The sequence below is a fragment of the Dyadobacter soli genome (genome assembly GCF_900101885.1).
Taxonomy (GTDB): domain Bacteria; phylum Bacteroidota; class Bacteroidia; order Cytophagales; family Spirosomataceae; genus Dyadobacter; species Dyadobacter soli.
Genome location: NZ_FNAN01000009.1, coordinates 47,865 through 65,065, shown reverse-complemented (window position 1 = coordinate 65,065; position 17,201 = coordinate 47,865). Strand labels below are relative to the sequence as shown.

15 protein-coding genes are annotated in these 17,201 nt (G+C 50.0%); 3 read left to right on the top strand and 12 right to left on the bottom strand.

All coding sequences use genetic code 11. From position 1 onward, the window contains the following. Nucleotides 1-22 precede the first annotated feature (22 nt). From porV to hisH, 12 genes are all read right to left on the bottom strand, one after another. Complete coding sequence (porV, locus tag BLQ88_RS15585; RefSeq protein WP_090151731.1) at nt 23-1,180, bottom strand: type IX secretion system outer membrane channel protein PorV; 1,158 nt, start codon at nt 1,178-1,180, stop codon at nt 23-25. Nucleotides 1,181-1,283: 103 nt separating this feature from the next. After that, the gene (gene porU / locus BLQ88_RS15580; protein WP_090151728.1) at nt 1,284-4,661 is read right to left on the bottom strand and encodes a type IX secretion system sortase PorU; all 3,378 of its coding nucleotides are present in this window, start codon (nt 4,659-4,661) and stop codon (nt 1,284-1,286) included. Beyond that, entirely contained in the window at nt 4,639-5,253 is a 615-nt protein-coding gene (locus BLQ88_RS15575) for a SprT family zinc-dependent metalloprotease (RefSeq protein ID WP_229212711.1), read from the bottom strand. The genes porU and BLQ88_RS15575 overlap by 23 nt, the downstream gene beginning before the upstream one ends. A 68-nt stretch (nt 5,254-5,321) precedes the next feature. Beyond that, nucleotides 5,322-5,510: a hypothetical protein gene (locus BLQ88_RS15570; protein ID WP_090151725.1), complete on the bottom strand. Its 189-nt coding sequence runs from the start codon at nt 5,508-5,510 to the stop codon at nt 5,322-5,324. A gap of 149 nt (nt 5,511-5,659) precedes the next feature. Further along, entirely contained in the window at nt 5,660-6,433 is a 774-nt protein-coding gene (locus BLQ88_RS15565; RefSeq protein WP_090151722.1) for a phosphoglycerol geranylgeranyltransferase, read from the bottom strand. Then, a complete protein-coding gene (locus BLQ88_RS15560; RefSeq protein ID WP_090151719.1) occupies nt 6,430-6,834 on the bottom strand; it encodes a hypothetical protein in 405 nt (134 codons plus the stop codon). Before BLQ88_RS15560 ends, BLQ88_RS15565 begins: the two co-directional genes overlap by 4 nt. 97 nt (nt 6,835-6,931) lie before the next feature. Beyond that, on the bottom strand, nt 6,932-7,270 hold the full coding sequence (locus BLQ88_RS15555; RefSeq protein ID WP_090151717.1) for a phage holin family protein: 339 nt from the start codon (nt 7,268-7,270) through the stop codon (nt 6,932-6,934). A 60-nt stretch (nt 7,271-7,330) separates the two neighbouring features. Further along, nucleotides 7,331-7,666, bottom strand: a complete 336-nt coding sequence (locus BLQ88_RS15550; RefSeq protein ID WP_090152376.1) for a phage holin family protein — start codon at nt 7,664-7,666, stop codon at nt 7,331-7,333. Between the two features lie 13 nt (nt 7,667-7,679). Continuing rightward, nucleotides 7,680-8,321, bottom strand: a complete 642-nt coding sequence (hisIE, locus tag BLQ88_RS15545) for a bifunctional phosphoribosyl-AMP cyclohydrolase/phosphoribosyl-ATP diphosphatase HisIE (protein ID WP_090151713.1) — start codon at nt 8,319-8,321, stop codon at nt 7,680-7,682. A 92-nt stretch (nt 8,322-8,413) separates the two neighbouring features. Then, nucleotides 8,414-9,187, bottom strand: a complete 774-nt coding sequence (hisF, locus tag BLQ88_RS15540; RefSeq protein WP_090151709.1) for an imidazole glycerol phosphate synthase subunit HisF — start codon at nt 9,185-9,187, stop codon at nt 8,414-8,416. A gap of 3 nt (nt 9,188-9,190) precedes the next feature. Then, nucleotides 9,191-9,913: a 1-(5-phosphoribosyl)-5-[(5-phosphoribosylamino)methylideneamino]imidazole-4-carboxamide isomerase gene (hisA, locus tag BLQ88_RS15535; RefSeq protein ID WP_090151706.1), complete on the bottom strand. Its 723-nt coding sequence runs from the start codon at nt 9,911-9,913 to the stop codon at nt 9,191-9,193. A gap of 21 nt (nt 9,914-9,934) precedes the next feature. Then, nucleotides 9,935-10,522 carry an imidazole glycerol phosphate synthase subunit HisH gene (hisH, locus tag BLQ88_RS15530; RefSeq protein ID WP_090151703.1) on the bottom strand — a complete coding sequence of 196 codons (588 nt, stop codon included), beginning with the start codon at nt 10,520-10,522 and terminating at the stop codon, nt 9,935-9,937. A 281-nt stretch (nt 10,523-10,803) separates the two neighbouring features. On the opposite strand from hisH, the gene BLQ88_RS15525 reads away from it, so the two are divergent. The 3 genes from BLQ88_RS15525 (at nt 10,804) to BLQ88_RS15515 (ending at nt 17,050) form a co-directional block, all read left to right on the top strand. After that, nucleotides 10,804-12,297 carry a M14 family zinc carboxypeptidase gene (locus tag BLQ88_RS15525; protein ID WP_090151700.1) on the top strand — a complete coding sequence of 498 codons (1,494 nt, stop codon included), beginning with the start codon at nt 10,804-10,806 and terminating at the stop codon, nt 12,295-12,297. Between the two features lie 113 nt (nt 12,298-12,410). Continuing rightward, entirely contained in the window at nt 12,411-15,293 is a 2,883-nt protein-coding gene (locus tag BLQ88_RS15520; RefSeq protein ID WP_090151697.1) for a TonB-dependent receptor, read from the top strand. Between the two features lie 83 nt (nt 15,294-15,376). Then, the gene (locus tag BLQ88_RS15515; RefSeq protein WP_090151695.1) at nt 15,377-17,050 is read left to right on the top strand and encodes an IPT/TIG domain-containing protein; all 1,674 of its coding nucleotides are present in this window, start codon (nt 15,377-15,379) and stop codon (nt 17,048-17,050) included. The last annotated feature ends 151 nt before the right edge of the window (nt 17,051-17,201 follow it).

The following is a 17,201-nucleotide window of genomic DNA, read 5'->3' as shown; positions in this document are numbered from 1 at the left end:
ATATTTAAATTTCTGTTAAATCTTAGTTTTCGCTGTCGGTCACGTCAAGCTTCTCGGCTTTGTTCAGTTGAAGCGACAAAGTGATACGCAATGTTTGCGCAAGCGGGCTTCCCTGTGTTGTAGGGAACATATAAGCGAAATCGGCGCCCCATTTGTCGGCAAAGCGAAGGCCTGCACCGGCGGTGAAGAAACGGCGGTCGCCTTTGTTTTTGTTTTCGCTGAAATAACCTGCTCTCAAAGCGAAGATATTGTTGTACCAGTATTCCAGACCGGTTGCGATCGCTACTTCCTGGATTTCTTCTTTAAACCCGTCCGGAGCATCCGAGAATGAGCCGAATACGCCGTCCAGCAGCGGTTTCGTGTTCACATTGGTTTTGCCATCCGGGGTTGGCACCATCAGTTTGCTGAAATCGACGATGAAATTGAAGCGGTTTCTTCCGTCGCCGGTGTATGACAAGCCGGTACCGATTTTCAGGTTGGTAGGGATGAAGTTTTCAGTATCTGTTCCTGAACCGTAGTTGATTTTACCACCCAGGTTGGAAAGTACCGCACCCAACGACCAAACGAGCTCGCTGCCGGTATCTTCATTCTTGAATTCTTTTTTGTAGTAAGCGCTGATATCACCGGCCGCCACACGTGCAGGGCTAAGCGAAACATTGTTGATTACGGCATTTCCCGCAAGGTTGGAGGAGATGTACTTCAAGGTCAGACCCATCGAGAAGTTTCTGCCGAGCTGGCGTGAATAGGTACCGTTAATGGCAACCTCTCTTGAATTGAAATAACCGATATTGTTACCGATCGCATCGCGGAGGTCAAGCTCACCGTTGTTGAAGTAGTTAACGGAAAAAGCCACCGCCTGGCGATCGCCCAGTTTTTTATAAGCGCTGATATAGCCGAGCCACATATCATCTACCAGGTAACGGAGCCATGGTGTGTAGGAAGCTGAAACGCCGAAATCTTTGGTATTGTAAGGAAGCTTTGCCGCATTCCAGTAAGTTGAATTGGCATCGGGGCTAAGTGCTACACCGGCTTCTCCCATCGCTGCACTTCTTGCATCAGGGGCAAATGTCAAAAAGGAAAGTGGTGATGCGGGTATTCTCCTTGTAGAATCCAGCTGAGCGAAAAGCGTACCTGATGTTAAAAAGAATAGTGAGGATAATGTAACAAAAAAAAGTTTCATAGAAATTGGATTTGCGATAGGAAGTGCCTGTATCAGCTTCTTTAAAGGGTCAAAAATACAATGAAAGATAGTTTTTACTAAAATATTGACAAGTTTTATTATCCTAAGGAGACCGGATCAACTTCCCTGCTTTCTGATCGGCAGAATTGTCTTTTAACGATCTGACCAATAACTGGTAAACAAAGGATTGGCCCACCGGCATCGCATTCAGCCATTGCGTCATGTCCAACACTTCGCTGATAACCGGTTCACTGTTATAATAAAGCTTTTTGAAAGTGCCCAAACGTTGCCCATTAACCAGCAATATATTAAAAATTAATTCTACGTCATCATTCACCCGATTGTGCCCGAGCTCCAATGTAAGATCTTTCTGAAATGGGTTAGGGTAAATGTTAAAGGTGTTGAGTGCTATTCCCTTGGCAGGACCTACTAGAAACCCGAACGCTATTTCAGAAAAGTTAGTATACGCATCCCATACTTTTACACGGACAATATATTTTCCGGCAGGCAGATTATTTAACGGATAATTGATAGTCCCCGACTGGTAATTATCGAGGTCCGCCACGTAATAATCATTCAAAACGACCGTCAAAGTATCATTTAAAGTCATCGTAATGTCGTGCCCGATGCCAGCCCGCGAGATATTGATCCCGCTCGCATCGCTCATTTGCAGCACCAGTACCGACGACGGTTCAACGGTATCTCCATCCCGGAATGCAGGCGTATTCAGGTAACCCGCAAGCTTCGGCGGGATGGTATCCTTCTGCTGCGCGGCGCTTCCTCCGACGACAACTGCCAGCTGCGCCGAAGCATCTTCCGTACTGTCGCTACGCACGGCATACAAGCTCGCGCGCCCGATCCCAATGCGGTAATCGATATCCCTGGGCATTTGGAAGCTGCATTGCAACCGGCCCGCTTTCACCGACACATTTCCATCAAAAAGCTTGCTCCGAAACTCGGTATACGCCTCCGGGCTGCCCTCATTCCCTAATGTCCGGAACTCGATCGGCTTGTCGTAAACCACCAGCCTGGCCGTACCGTTGAAATCCGCATCCAGCTTGCCGGTTTCCCGGTCGAAAACTTCGGCTTGAAGCGTTATTTTTTGTAAAGCGCGTAGCGTGTCGGGCGGTGCATTCCACCGCATTCCTTTCTTCCCGGGCGTCAAGAGCATCGACGGATCGGCCAGTAGTGTAAAATTCCGGTTCAGGCTGCCAGCCAGCGCATTGTTTTTGGTGTATTCAAAAAAATCACCCAGCCGCTCGCCTGGCTTTGCATTCAGCAGGGCTTCATAAAATGCTTTATTTAAAGCAAAATTAGTGCTGGAATAAACCGACCTTGTAGTGCTGATCGCGCCTACCGCCGCTCCTTTCGGGCTGAGAACCATTAATTCGGCACCGGAAACTACTCCCGGGTCGTCGTAACGGCCGAAATCACAGGTAGCCGTGATCAACAACGGTAAATTGTCGATGCCGCGGCTCGAAAGCATGTCAGCGAGCGTCAGTACCTGCTCCTCTGCCCAGCCGCTGGTACCTCCGTGGCCGGTATAATTTAATATCAATGTGCCATTGTCGATCGCATTCCGAATGGCCTTGTTGATGGCGGGCGCTTTCTGTCCGGCGTCAGTCGTGGTTTGTGGTACTTCGTCAATAAACGACCTCGCCGGAAGCATCCGTCCCTGGATAAGCGTAGCAAGCTGGTCGGCGTGACGCTGGTGAATATTCCCGTCGCCATCGTCGGCCACGAACCGCACCGAATTCTTCCATATCCCGAACGACGATTCGTAACGCACCAGCTTATCCACCACGATTTTCGCTTCTGCAAGTGATTTTGCGGGTAACCTTCCAATGCCAATGTCCACTGTATGGTCACCGGCCGTCGTTTCGTTCCAATCGCCCTCATTGGCCTCCATGAACCCGAAATAGTCGTCGGAAGAGTAGGTATAAACCGGGTTCAGCGACTCGCGGCTCTCGTACACAGGCACCCACGCTGCCCGCTGCGGCTGCGACTGGTTTTGAAGCAAATTCCGGTAATCGTACGTCGCGTCGCCGAACAGCAAAAGGTATTTCAATTTGCCCGGCGTTTTTTGGTAAAGCTGGCGGGTGAAATCACGGATGGCGGTAATGTCCGGTCGGCCCGAGGCGTATTCATTATATATCTGGTCCGTCGTTACGACGAGCACGTCCAGTCCATCATGGCTATTTCTGAACCCGGCCAGGCGGTTGGCTTCCTGCGCCCAAGCCGCGGGCGTCACAATGAGCATATCGGGCGTTGGCGATGCTACGATATGCTGGTTGGCGACACGCTGCCAGTGTGCAGGCTGGAACGCATCCCCCGGTTTAAAACCAATGTATTTTTGAAGGACTTTGGCTCCCGAAGCGGTCCAGCGGAAAGCGCCGGTTGCATCTTTTTGAGAAATGGAAAGCGGCGTCAGCGGATTTGTTATATTCCAAAGACTGAAATCCTCTGAAGAACCTGCAAACTGGTAGGTAACGGTATCCGACAACTGCGGCAGGAAGTTATAGATTTGCTGGCCTTCATAATGCCTCAATTCCCGCTTTACCTGTAAGCTAACATAGTCCAGGTAAGCCTCCGCCGAGCTCTGTCCATTCTTATTATAGGTAACACCGATTGTAAAATTGCCGGAAGCCGGCACATTCTTGACAATATAAGTAGCGCCCGACTGCAACGCCTTCACATCGTAAGTACCAGGGCTTACTGTTCCAATCCCTTCCTGACCAATCTCGCCGCCATTTACCTGCCAAATAAAGCGGGTCGGCACTTGCGCGGCCCCGATCGCCGACGTCCTCACGATAAAGTCCGAGGACGGAACCACGCCCGGCATATTTACATTCGTACTAAATCCCGAGCCACCCAAGTATTCGCCCCACCATTCCCTACCCGATTTAAGCGTATTGGACGATTCCGTTTCGTGGTACCAGTAATCATCGAACTGGTTGACGGTTTTGGAAGCATTAACTGAAAGCCCGGTGCCGGATTTGACCCTCAAACCATTGCTTTCACCAAACGTGATAAAGTAAAAACTCGAATCGGAATAGTAGTTGATCTGATGCCGGAGCTCGGCTTTTGCCGCATTATACTGAATGACGTGAGGGCCTTCGGCGTAGAAATAGACGGCGTCGCCTTTGTCGAACTTCCCGTCCTCCTCGCCGCTGACCCAGATCGCATTCTCCGTTAATGCATTCACGTAGCCCGATTTATTGGATTGCGGCAGCATTGCCCCACCATTTCCGTAAATACGAATACCCGCGGGCTTCACAGAGGCAACATCCACGCCCATTTTGGAAAGCAGTTCCGCATCGACACGGTAAATGCCCGACTCCGTCACAGCCAGCTTGAACCATTGCCCGTCCGACAATACCGATTTTTGTGCATAGGAAAAAAAGGAAACCAGCGCCGCCACACAGCTCAAAGCTGTACGAAGGGCTATTTTCCGGACATCAGCATGCTTCAACCAATGCATGGGCTGGGATCGTGTAGAGACGTTGAGAGGCCTTGTCTGTGCAGAGTACGCGTGTGCGCCTGAGCGTGCCGCGGGTGAATGTCCTGTTCTGGAACACGAAGTTCGTGCCTTCGTCCAGCTGAAACAGGCATACTTTGCCGGTAGTCAATTCCTGCTCGTCGTATTTTCTGAGCGCATTAAACAATTTCTGGTCGCCGCCGGTAGACGCGGCGGGGTTTTGAGCATAACGAAGCAAATGCACGAGAATGTCTTCGGGAAAAATGCTTTCATGCATGACCGGCAATAATAATTCGCGGAACTCGTGCTTCCATTCGGCACCGTGGGGCGCTACCCTTCTGCGGCCGCGGCCTTTGTACTTATAATGTACCACACAATGCGCTACTTCGTGCAGGTAAGTGATGAGAAAGCTGTAAGGATTCAGATTGACATTCACCGTGATGCGGGGCACCACGCCCGGCTTTACCGTGAAATCGCCCAGGCGGGTACGGCGCGGGCGCGAGAGAAAGAAATCAAAGCGGTGGGTGCGATACAACTCCTGGCAATACTCAGCCGTTCCATCCGGCACATACGAACCCAAAGACACATTTTTCATACCCCGAATAAAAAAAGAAAAGCCCTACTTTCATAGGGCTTTTCAAGATTTTCGACTTGTACGTCTGATTACTTCTTAGTAGTATCAGCAGCAGTAGTGTCAGCAGCAGCAGCAGTTGTATCAACAACAGTTGTGTCAACAGCAGGAGTTTCAACAGTTACAGCAGTAGTATCAGCTGATTCGTCAGCAGGTTTGCTAGTACAAGCAGCGAAAGCTACCATCCCGGCAACAAACGCAAATGCAAAGAATTTTTTCATTTCTTGGGTGTAATTAAGGTTCGATACAAAGGTAATATCATCGAATTGAATATTCCTAAATTTTGAGTTTGTATTTTTCCAAGAACTTAAAATTTCCTTAGAAAATTCTTAATTCGCTTTAATTTGTCCTATTAATTCCCCCTATCCCCCTAAACACTCTGCAACTTTTCGTTGTAAGCCCGCACACATGCAGCCACTTCCGGTAACAATTCCTGGTTGGCTTCGATGCCGTTACCGACTACGATCACATCCGCGCCGGCGTTCAATGCCGCATCGGCTTTTTCGTAAGAATCGATGCCGCCACCGACGATAATCGGCGTGTCCACAGCCGCGCGGACAGCTGCAATGGTTTCACCCGGAACCGGGAACAATGCACCGCTTCCAGCGTCGAGGAAAATGTTTTGCAAACCCAGGTATTCACCCGCCAATGCAGTGCAGGCCGCAATGCCCGGCTTGTCGCGCGGGAGCGGGGTGGTATTACTAATGTAGGATACGGTGGTGAGCTTGCCGCTTTCGATGAGCATATAGCCTGTCGGAAGCACTTCCAGGCCGCTTCTTTTGAGTAACGGTGCGGCGATAACGTGCTGCCCGATCAGCAGCTCGGGATTACGGCCGGAGATCAGCGAAAGGAGCAGAATGGCATCGGCCGAGGGCTCGATATGCAGGCTGCTGCCGGGGAAAAGTATCGCGGGAATGCTTGTATATTCGTGAATGGCGGCAATCAGCTTGTCGATGGCGTAATTGGTAATGAGGCTTCCGCCTACAAAAAAGAAGTCAACGCCGTGCCCAGCCGCGTATTCGAGGAATTTCGGGAATGTGGAAAGGTTAATTTTATCCGGATCAAGGAGAACAGCAAACGATTTCCTTTTTTCTGCTTTACGTTCGGAAAGGAGGTCTGCGATTTGATGTTTCGCTGCTTTCATTCGGTTTTACGTTCGTCTTCAATTAAATGTTTCAGCTTCTGGCGCGCCCACCCCACAGCCAATGTCCAGGCTAAACTTTGAACGGCTTGTCCGACCGCAGACTGGGTTTTGATTTTGGTGACTTTCTTTTCGACAGGCTTAACCGGCTCGACCAAAATTTCCTTTCTCTTTTTCCCCTTAGGCAGCAATGCATTCATGACCACGAACGTCGTCGCCATTACCCCGCCGATCACCAGCGCCTGCTTGCCGTAAGTAGTGGCTTCCTGTTTAAGCCCGCTCCATTGTGTTTCCAGCTTGTCGCGGTACAGATCTGCATCCTGCAACAAATCTTCTTTGTCCTTGTCCGTGTCCGATGAAAACGGCTTCGTGATTTTTACCGAAGAATCTATTGAAGAACTCATTTCATATCTGTTTAAATAGTGCCTGAGAATTTTTCAAAAGGAATCCAAAAATAGCAATTCAGAGAAACTTATTGCCAAATAAAGCAGCCAAAAAGCATTATTCCTCCTTCACGCTGACAAAACGAACGATTATTTTCCGGATCAGCCTGATCCAGGTTTCTCTCCAGATGATAGTAACAGTCAGTTTGAGAATGAATACACCGAGCAATATCACAAAGCCCAGGTAGTCGCTGTGCAGCCACTTGTTCAGGAATGTCCCGAGCAAAATGACGAGCAGAATCAGGATCGTAAGGCCCAGGCAAAGCAGTATGGCCGCATAGATCCCCATTACGACGGCCCGCTCGATCTTGTCACGGGTCTCGATTTTAAATAGGTCGATGCGTGTTTCGAAATATTTAAAAAGGGTGTCCTTGATTTCTTCCAGTTGACTCAGCATAGCGGTAAATTTCAAATCATGTGAAATGTATTTAGGTCTGAACAACAGACTTTTTTCACATTAATCCAAAAACATACCAAGGATTGCCGAGACTACTGAAACAACCAGACCGAATATGAGTGCGGAAATGAAACCGTCAACCCGGAAACCATCGACCAGCGAAGCAGCCAGGTAAATGATAAATACATTGACGACGAAATAGAATAACCCCAGCGTCAGGATTGTAATGGGTAATGCGAGGATTTGCAGGATTGGTTTGAGGAATGTGTTCAGGATACCCAACACAATGGCTACAATAACCGCCGTGCCCATACTTGCAACCCATACACCGGGCACCAAATTAGCGGCGACAACGATCGCCAAAGTACTGATTACAAGACGCAGGAGTAATTTCATACCGATCTGGTTTTTATTGGTGACGGCTACGAAGTACGTCAATTACCTCATCTAAGTCAATGTTTTTTTGTTCCAGCAAAACGAGCAGGTGGAACAGCAAATCCGACACTTCATTCTTGAAAAGACCGTCGTCATTATCCTTCGATTCGATGACAACTTCGACCGCCTCTTCCCCTACTTTCTGCGCGATTTTATTGATTCCCTTTTTGAAAAGGCTGCTCGTATAAGACTCGTCCGAAGGATTGAGTTTTCTTTCACGAATTACTTCCTTTTGCAGATAATTCAGAAATGCAGCTTCGCCCGAACGTGTGTCGGCAATTTCAGGCTGGCTATTTTTTTCCCCAAAACAGGTATCCGCACCCGTGTGGCAAACCGGGCCTGCGGGGGTGGCCTTAATGAGCAATGTATCGCCATCGCAGTCGGCTGCAATGTCGTTTACAAACAAAAAGTTACCCGACGTCTCCCCTTTCGTCCACAGGCGTTGTTTGCTGCGGCTATAAAAAGTAACGGTACCCTGCTGGCGGGTCACGTCCAGCGCTTCGGCATTCATATAGCCGAGCATCAGCACTTTACCGGTATTCACATCCTGGATAACAGCCGGTACCAGGCCGTCGGCCGATTTATTGAAGTCAATGGTTGAAAACGTCTCGCTCATTTGTGGTTATGTCAATTAAAACATCCGTCCGGTCCGCAGCATGGAGGCTCGCAGGCCTGCCGGTTTAATGTATTTGATAAAACTCCGCGCCATTACCGGGTCATCCGGATCGGCAGGTCCTTGTTTTGGAGATAATCCTTCAAATCCGGAATATCGATTTCCCGGAAGTGGAAAATGCTTGCCGCTAATCCGGCGTCGGCTTTTCCTTCGGTGAAAACATCGTAAAAGTGCTCCATATTCCCCGCGCCGCCGGAAGCGATCACCGGAATATTCGCATTACCCGAAATGGTCGAGGTCAGCTCCAGTGCAAAACCGGCTTTCGTACCGTCGGTATCCATCGATGTGAGCAGGATTTCGCCTGCGCCGCGCTCTTCCACCTCCTTCGCCCAGGGTATCGACCGTATTTCCGTCGCTTTCCTGCCCCCATGCGTGTGCACGATGTGCTCGAAGCCGTTCTCGGTTTCGATATAACGCGTATCGATCGCCACTACAATGCACTGGCTCCCGAATTCCAGCGACAGTTCGTTGATCAAATCGGGATTCCGCACAGCAGCCGAGTTAATCGACACCTTGTCCGCGCCCGCATGCAGGAGCGCCGACACGTCCGCGATCGAGGAAATGCCTCCGCCGACCGTAAAAGGTATATTAATGGTCTGCGCTACTCTGCGGACGAGGTCGATAAATGTCGAACGGCCGTCGACAGTGGCGGTAATATCGAGGTAAACCAGCTCGTCGGCGCCCTGCGCGGCGTACATCGCGCCCAGCTCCACGGCGTCGCCCGCATCGCGCAGGTTCACAAAATTGACCCCTTTGACCGTCCGGCCGTCTTTAACATCCAGACAGGGAATGATTCGTTTCGTAAGCATATTTTAAACTGAAAAACGCTGTAAATCGGCCAGGCTGATCCGGTTTTCGTAAATCGCTTTACCGATGATCACGCCGTAGATATTCATTTCCGCCAGTTTCTCCACGTCCTCGATACCCGCAATGCCGCCGCTGGCGATAATGTTCAGGTCGGGGCATTTGTCTTGGAGGTTTTTGTATAAATCAAATGAAGGGCCTTGCAGGAGGCCGTCCTTGGCTACATCGGTGCTGATGGTATATTTCACGCCTTTCTCCACATATTCTTCCACAAAATCATACACCCAAATGCTGGTACCTTCTTCCCAGCCGCTGACGGCGATTTTCTCGTTTTTCGCATCCGCGCCGAGAATAATCTTTTCCCCACCGTAAGTTTTAAGCCAATGCTCGAACAGATCGGGCTGCTTTACGGCGATGCTTCCGCCGGTAACCTGCTTCGCGCCGCTTTCGAATGCAATTTTCAAGTCGTCATCCGATTGTACACCCCCGCCGAAATCCACATGCAGGGAAGTTTTGGAAGTAATTTTTTCCAATACCTTCCAATTGACGACCTTTTTCGCTTTTGCACCGTCCAAATCCACCAAATGCAGCCTTTTCAGCCCGGCGTCTTCGAATTGCTGCGCGACTTCGAGCGGGTTTTCATTGTAAATCTTCTTCTGACCATAATCTCCCTGGGTAAGGCGTACGCATTTGCCTTCAATCAGGTCGATAGCGGGGATAATCTGGATCATGGGTTTCGGGGCAGACGGTTATCAGAGTTTGAGAAAATTTTCGAGGATTTGCTGGCCGGCGTTCCCGCTTATCTCGCAGTGGAACTGGGCCGCGTAGAAGTTGTCCTTGTGCAGCATCGCGCTGAATGGCAATGCGTAATCGCAGCTCGCGACGGTATATTCGCACACCGGCGCCGCATAGCTGTGTACGAAATAGACGTACGCATTGTCGGGCAGGCCGGCGGTAAGCGGCGACTGGTAGCTGGAAATATTGTTCCAGCCCATATGCGGCACTTTCAGGCCTGCATCTGCCGGAAAACGCTTCACATCCACATCGAAAATACCCATGCATTGGGTATTATTCTCTTCCGAAAAGCGGCACATGAGCTGCATGCCCACGCAAGTCCCGAAAACCGGCTGTTTTAAGGAAGGAATTACCTTGTCGAGGCCCACATTGCGGAGGTAACTCATAGTGGTGCTGGCCTCGCCCACGCCCGGAAAAATCACCTTGTCGGCAGAGCGGATCTCGGCCTCATCGTCGGTGTAAAGATAGCTTGCGCCAATGCGGTCGAGCGCGTACATGACCGACTGCACGTTGCCTGCATTGTATTTGATAATGACGGTTTTCATACCAATCTTGTGCTTGAAATCGACAACAAAAAAGCCCGATCTTAACAATCGGGCTTCTGGGATACTATGTATTCAACCTTATTACAACACTACTTGCAAAAACACATCACCCTAGACGTCCGAAAGCCAAGAGGCTATGATGCAAATGATATGTTTCAGCTGTTAACATGGCACAAATGTAAGCAAAAATTACAATAAGCGGATAACAAGACTCGTAAATATTACATTAAAATTTGCTTAGAGAAACTTCGTACCTTGCGGTTAACAAATGGCCCTGAACCATGACAAAACCAATCATTCTGCCACTATTTTTCCTGCTCATTACCTTGATTACCGTTGATTCCCAGGCACAATCCCAGGCCCTTGCCGACCGCCTTTTCAAAGTTCATGAAACCTACCGCGAGCAGTCCCTCACCCAGCGCCGTTTCAAGCAAAAAGATATTCTCCCCCTGATTTCCAAGCGGCAAGGCAATGCGATGTACCAGATCGAAAAAGTGGGCGAATCTTTTGAGGGAAGAACCATTCAAATGCTCAAAATCGGGAATGGCAAGAAGAAAGTGCTGCTGTGGACGCAAATGCACGGCGACGAGCCGACCGCTACCATGGCGAGCTTCGATATTTTCAATTTCCTGGAAGGCAAAAACGACGGTTTCGACGACCTCCGCAAGAAGCTGCTCGATAATACGACATTGTATTTCGTACCCATGCTGAACCCCGACGGGGCAGAACGCTACCAGCGCCGTACCATGCAGGGAATCGACATGAACCGCGACGCCGCGGCCCGTCAGACGCCCGAAGCACAGATACTAAAAGGCCTCGTCGATCGCCTCAAACCCGATTACGGCTTCAACCTCCACGACCAAAGCCCGCGCTACTCCGCCGGACGCAGCCAGAAAGTGGCAACGATTTCATTCCTGGCGACTTCCTATGATTACGAACTGTCGATCAACGACGTGCGCGAGCGCTCGATGCAGCTGATCGTGGGCATGAACAAAGTCCTTCAAAAGTACATTCCCGGCCAGGTGGCGCGCTACGCCGACGACCACGAGCCGCGCGGGTTTGGGGATAATGTGCAGAAATGGGGTACCACATTGGTACTGATCGAGTCGGGCGGCTATGTGGGCGATCCCGAGAAACAATACATCCGCCAGCTCAACTTTATGGCTATTTTGTCGGCATTGGATAAGATTTCAGACAATTCACTGACCAAAGAGAAGCGGGACGAATATTACAACATCCCCGAAAACGGCCGCTGGGTGTACGACCTTGTAGTGCGCAATGCGACCGTGCGGCAGTCCGGCAAATCATTCACAGCGGACCTCGGGATAAATCGTAATGAGATAAGTTATTCCAATGCGACGAAGTTTTTCTATTACAGCAAAATCGAGGATTTCGGGGATCTGCACCCGCAATACGGCAGCCAGGAACTCGACGCGACGGGGCTTACCATCGAAAAAGGGAAGGTTTATCCTACCGCTTATAAGAACGTAAGCGAGATCAGCAAGCTGAATGCATTGAACCTCCTCAGAGAAGGTTACACGTACGTACGCCTCGCGCCCGACGCCAACACGCGTGCGCTAGGCCTGTATTTCACCACCACACCCCTGCATATCCTGCGAAGCGGGCAAGCGGTGCCGTCAGGTACACCGGGATTAGGTAACACTGCCACGTTCATTCTCAAAAAGGCCGGAAAAGTGAAATATGCCGTCATCAACGGCTTCGTGCATGATTTAGATGACTTCAATGCCGAAAAAGGACAAGGAATTGTTGAGTAAGCGGCTGATTTTTAAGGAAAAGTACAATTTTTAAATAATTGACGCGTAACATACCGTTAACATTGGGGTAACATTGGCGATCTACTTTTGTGTCGAAAATTTGACACCTTAAGATGAAAACCAAGCTTTTTACATTACTGTTCACCCTCGCCGCCGTCGTCACGGCATTCGCAGATCCGGGCTCGATACGTGGCTCGATCAAAGACGCTAAAACCAAAGAGGCCCTTATCGGAGCCTCCGTTCTCATAGAAGGCACACAAATAGGTGCTGCCGCCGATGTCGACGGGAATTTTGTACTAAGCAACGTTCCCGTCGGCACGCACAAAATCATCATCTCCTTCGTTTCGTACCAAACCAAAGAAATCCCTAATGTCCGCGTAGAATCCGGGAACATTACGGTGATCGACACGGAGCTCGACGAAGAAGGCAAAGCATTGCAGGAAGTTGTCGTTCGCGGAAACCGTGCTACCAACACCGAGGTGGCGGTTATCAGCGAAATCAAGCAGCTCAAACCCATTGCAGTAGGTATTTCCGCCGCACAAATCCAGAAATCGCAGGACCGTGATGCCGCTGCCGCCATCCGCCGCGTGCCGGGTATCAGCATTGTCGACAACCGTTTCGTAATGATCCGCGGTCTGGGCTCCCGCTACAATGCGGTACTGATCAACGACGTGATCACGCCTTCTACCGAGGTGGATACGCGCTCATTCTCGTTCGACCTTCTGCCGAGCAACATCATCGACCGGATGATCGTCTACAAATCCGGTTCAGCCGAATCTCCGGGCGACTTCGCGGGTGGTGTTATCAAGATTTACACCAAACGCCGTCCCGACCAGAACTTCACCGACGTAGCCATTACAGGTGGTTACCGTGCCAATACCACATTCCAGGACGTGCAGTCACATACCCGCAGCGGTGCCAACTGGCTTGGCTTGTGGGGTGCCGATCAGACCCTTTCCAGCGCATTCCCGAAACGTTCGGCAGATTTCAACACCCTTAGCTCACAAGAAAGAGCGGGTTTTGGACAACTCCTTCCTAACAGCTGGGCTCTGAAAGACACGAAAGTGTCTCCCGACTTGCGCCTCGCATTCAACATGGGCCGCCGTTTCGACATCGGTAATGTAGATGTGAGCAACATTACAAACATCAACTATTCGATGACCAACCAGTTTTCAGAAATCGATCTGAAATTGTACCAGAATGGTCTGAATGCAAATGATGTTTTTGAAAAATACAAAGACTCCAACTACTCGCGCCAGACGCGTATCGGTGTGCTGCATAACTGGACGTTCCGCTTCTCTCCTGTGTTCAACCTGGAATGGAAGACGTTGTTCAACCAGATGGGTAACACCGAAACGGTTGTCCGCGACGGCCAGCGTGTAGTAGATGGTTATGACATTAAAAACTACTCACAGCGTTTCGAAAACCGCAGCATTGTAACTACCCAGGTTTCGGGTGATCACAAAATCGGCGATCTTACGAAACTGAACTGGATCACCGGTTTCGGCTACACAGGCCGCTGGGAGCCGGACTGGAAAAGGATCCGTTTCCAACGCCCGACCCCCGATGCTGGAAGCGAGGCAATCCCCTACCAGGCTGTTGCGCCGATCGACCCTAACCCGATCGACCTCGGACGCTTCTACTCGAAACTTCACGAACGCGTAGTGACATTGGCTGTAAACGGCGAGCATACATTCGGTAACCCTGTTGACCGCGAACCTAACAAGATCCGTTTCGGGGTTTACGGCGAACGCAAAGACCGCGACTATTCTGCCCGTTTTTATGGGTATAACAATGTAGGCAACGCTTCTGAAATCCTCCGCGGTGACCTCGGCTCGATTTTCGCTCCTCAAAACGTTACCGGTGTCGATGGCGGGTTGACTATTAAGGACGGTACCAAAGACCTCGACTCTTACACGGGTATCAACAACTACTATGCGGCCTATCTGAGCGGCGATGTGAACTTCGGTTCAAAAGCGATCCTGACCCTCGGTTTCCGCGGCGAATACAACAACCAGCAATTGCATTCAACGATCGTGAACGAGCGGAAAGAGCTTGTTAACAATATCGTGTTCATCCCGCTGCCATCCCTGAACTTCACTTATAAGGTGAGCGAAAAACAGAACCTGCGTCTGGCTTACTCCTCCACCCTTAACCGTGCCGAATTCCGTGAAATGGCGCCATTTACCTACTTCGATTTCAACCTCCTGGCTGACATCCGTGGTAACACAGCGCTGAAAACCGCGAAAATCCAGAACATCGATGCGAAATGGGAGTTTTACCCGACTACCAACGAGCTGATCTCGGTAACCGGTTTCTACAAGCATTTCAAGAACCCGATCGAAACATTCCTTATTCCAACAGGTAATGGCCTCGCTTACACGTTCATCAACGCAGGCTCGGCACGCAGCTACGGGGTAGAAGCAGAGATTCGCAAAGGCTTTGCAGAGTCAACAAACCGTTTCTTCCAGAACCTGACATTGGTAGCTAATGCTTCGCTTATCAAAAGCAGCGTAGACCTCGGCCAAACGGTGGAAGGCCCGGATTTGAGCGGCGCTATTCAAAAATACGACCTGACCGGCATCACCGACACCAAACGTCCGATGGCTAACCAATCGCCATACCTCGTGAATGCCGGTGTGTACTACGCCGAACCAAGCGGCTGGCAGTGGAATGTGCTTTACAATGTTTTCGGACAAAGAATTTTCGCGGTAGGTAATGTCGATAACCCGACGGTTTACGAAATGCCCCGCAACGTGATCGACCTGAACATCAGCAAGAAGTTCAAAAACAACCTCGAACTGCGCCTGGGCATCCAGGATTTGCTCAACCAGCCGGTACGTTTCTCGCAGGATTTCAACCACGACGGCAAAATCGGCAGCGACGTGACTACCAAAGGACCGAATGCTGACCAGGATATCCGCAAGTTCAGACGCGGCAGCTACTTCACATTGACCGCTGCCTTCAATTTCGGAAGAAGAACAATCATACCATAATTCAATCAGTAACGGCGAGCGCCGGAGTAATATCAGTCACAATCAGTAAAAACCATCCAATTGTAAACAAACTTGAATTCACTATGATTAGCTTAAAAAACAAACTTTACTCATTACTCCTCCTGACAGGTCTGGTAGCAGGCTTGACGGCTTGCGACAATGACGATGAGCCGGTTACACCTCCGCAACCTTCACTGGCTGTTACGGCTGTTGCGCCATCATCAGGCCCTGTTGGTACCAAAGTAACGATTACCGGTACAAAGTTCGACACGACGCCCGCTAACAATACCGTATTGTTCAACACAACACCGGCTACTGTAACGGCTGCAACTGCTACTTCATTGGAAGTAACTGTTCCTGCTGGTGCTACCGCCGGCGTTATCTCGGTAACCGTGGGTGGTGTTACCGCAAAAAGCGCTGCAAGCTTCACTATTTCGGACCGCGCTGTTGTGGAAGTAACTGGTGAAATCAAAGCCAACACAAACTGGACCAAAGACAAGCTTTACGTATTGAAAGGCTTTGTTTACGTGACTTCGGGCAACACGCTGACTATCGAAAAAGGAACGATCATCAAAGGTGCAGGCAAGGATGCAGATCCTACTGCTTCCGGAAAAGGTGGCGCCCTGATCGTTGAAGCAGGTGCGAAAGTAATGGCAATCGGTACTGCCGAGGAGCCAATCGTATTCACTTCTGCCAACGATCCAGGCAAACGTAACTACGGCGACTGGGGTGGTGTTGTGTTGATCGGTAAAGCGCCTAACAACCGTCCGGGTGCAACAGCATTCGAAGGTGGTATCCGCGGAACTATCGGCACAGGAACTGCTGCTGACGACAATTCAGGAACATTGCAATATGTACGTATCGAATTCGGTGGTATCGCATTGAGCGCAACCGCAAACAGCGAGATCAACGGTTTGACACTTTACGGTGTAGGCTCAGGTACAGTAATCGATCACGTACAGGTTTCTTACTCGGGTGATGATTCATACGAATGGTTCGGTGGAACTGTGAACGCTAAAAACCTGATCGCTTTCCGCGGCTTCGATGATGATTTCGATACTGACTGGGGCTTCACAGGTAAAGTTCAGTACGCTGTTTCGCTCCGTGACCCTCAGGTTGCTGACCAATCGGCTTCTAACGGATTCGAATCAGACAATTACAGCCCGGGCGAGCCTGCGACAGGTCCTAACAACGGTCTTCCTTTGACAGAGCCTACATTCGCAAACGTAAGCCATTTCGTAACAGACAAAACGCCTTCAACTGCCCCAACTCCTAACGGAAGCGGTTCATACCAGTCGGCAATGCACTTGCGCAGAAACACGGCGATCAGCATCCTTAACTCGGTATTCGTAGGTGCTCCGGAAGGACTTCGTCTCGACGGAACTGCTACCGGAACCTGGAAAAACGCTCAGGATGGCAAGCTGGACCTGAGAGGTATCGTATTGTCGAACAACCTCACTGCAATCGTTGGCAAGGCTGATATCACTAACGACCAGGCTACTACCTACTTCAATACTGCTGCACGCAAGAACGAGGTTAAAGACATGGCGTCCCTGTTGTTGAACACCGCCACTTTCAACCTCGCTGCCCCTAACTTCCTGCCACAGGCTACCTCCCCTCTTTTGGCTGGTGCTACCTGGGAAGGAAAAGGTGCTGATGCATTCTTCACAAAAGAACTTTTCAGAGGTGCTTTCGGAACAACAGACTGGACCAAAGGATGGGCCAACTGGGATCCGCAAAACACGATCTACAAATAAGCATTATAAAAATCTTATATAATTGGTGTCAGAATTTGGAAAGGCCGGGAGCAGATGCTTCCGGTCTTTTTCTTTGGCGTTTTATAGTAAAAATATAAGGCTACATGTAGCATTATCACCACATTGTTGGTTTACACTACCGAAAGAAATA

Coding starts and splice junctions, on each gene's coding strand:
- porV (WP_090151731.1), bottom strand. CDS start 1,180: ATGAAACTTTTTTTTGTTACATTATCCTCACTATTCTTTTTAACATCA.
- porU (WP_090151728.1), bottom strand. CDS start 4,661: ATGCATTGGTTGAAGCATGCTGATGTCCGGAAAATAGCCCTTCGTACA.
- BLQ88_RS15575 (WP_229212711.1), bottom strand. CDS start 5,253: ATGAAAAATGTGTCTTTGGGTTCGTATGTGCCGGATGGAACGGCTGAG.
- BLQ88_RS15570 (WP_090151725.1), bottom strand. CDS start 5,510: ATGAAAAAATTCTTTGCATTTGCGTTTGTTGCCGGGATGGTAGCTTTC.
- BLQ88_RS15565 (WP_090151722.1), bottom strand. CDS start 6,433: ATGAAAGCAGCGAAACATCAAATCGCAGACCTCCTTTCCGAACGTAAA.
- BLQ88_RS15560 (WP_090151719.1), bottom strand. CDS start 6,834: ATGAGTTCTTCAATAGATTCTTCGGTAAAAATCACGAAGCCGTTTTCA.
- BLQ88_RS15555 (WP_090151717.1), bottom strand. CDS start 7,270: ATGCTGAGTCAACTGGAAGAAATCAAGGACACCCTTTTTAAATATTTC.
- BLQ88_RS15550 (WP_090152376.1), bottom strand. CDS start 7,666: ATGAAATTACTCCTGCGTCTTGTAATCAGTACTTTGGCGATCGTTGTC.
- hisIE (WP_090151713.1), bottom strand. CDS start 8,321: ATGAGCGAGACGTTTTCAACCATTGACTTCAATAAATCGGCCGACGGC.
- hisF (WP_090151709.1), bottom strand. CDS start 9,187: ATGCTTACGAAACGAATCATTCCCTGTCTGGATGTTAAAGACGGCCGG.
- hisA (WP_090151706.1), bottom strand. CDS start 9,913: ATGATCCAGATTATCCCCGCTATCGACCTGATTGAAGGCAAATGCGTA.
- hisH (WP_090151703.1), bottom strand. CDS start 10,522: ATGAAAACCGTCATTATCAAATACAATGCAGGCAACGTGCAGTCGGTC.
- BLQ88_RS15525 (WP_090151700.1), top strand. CDS start 10,804: ATGACAAAACCAATCATTCTGCCACTATTTTTCCTGCTCATTACCTTG.
- BLQ88_RS15520 (WP_090151697.1), top strand. CDS start 12,411: ATGAAAACCAAGCTTTTTACATTACTGTTCACCCTCGCCGCCGTCGTC.
- BLQ88_RS15515 (WP_090151695.1), top strand. CDS start 15,377: ATGATTAGCTTAAAAAACAAACTTTACTCATTACTCCTCCTGACAGGT.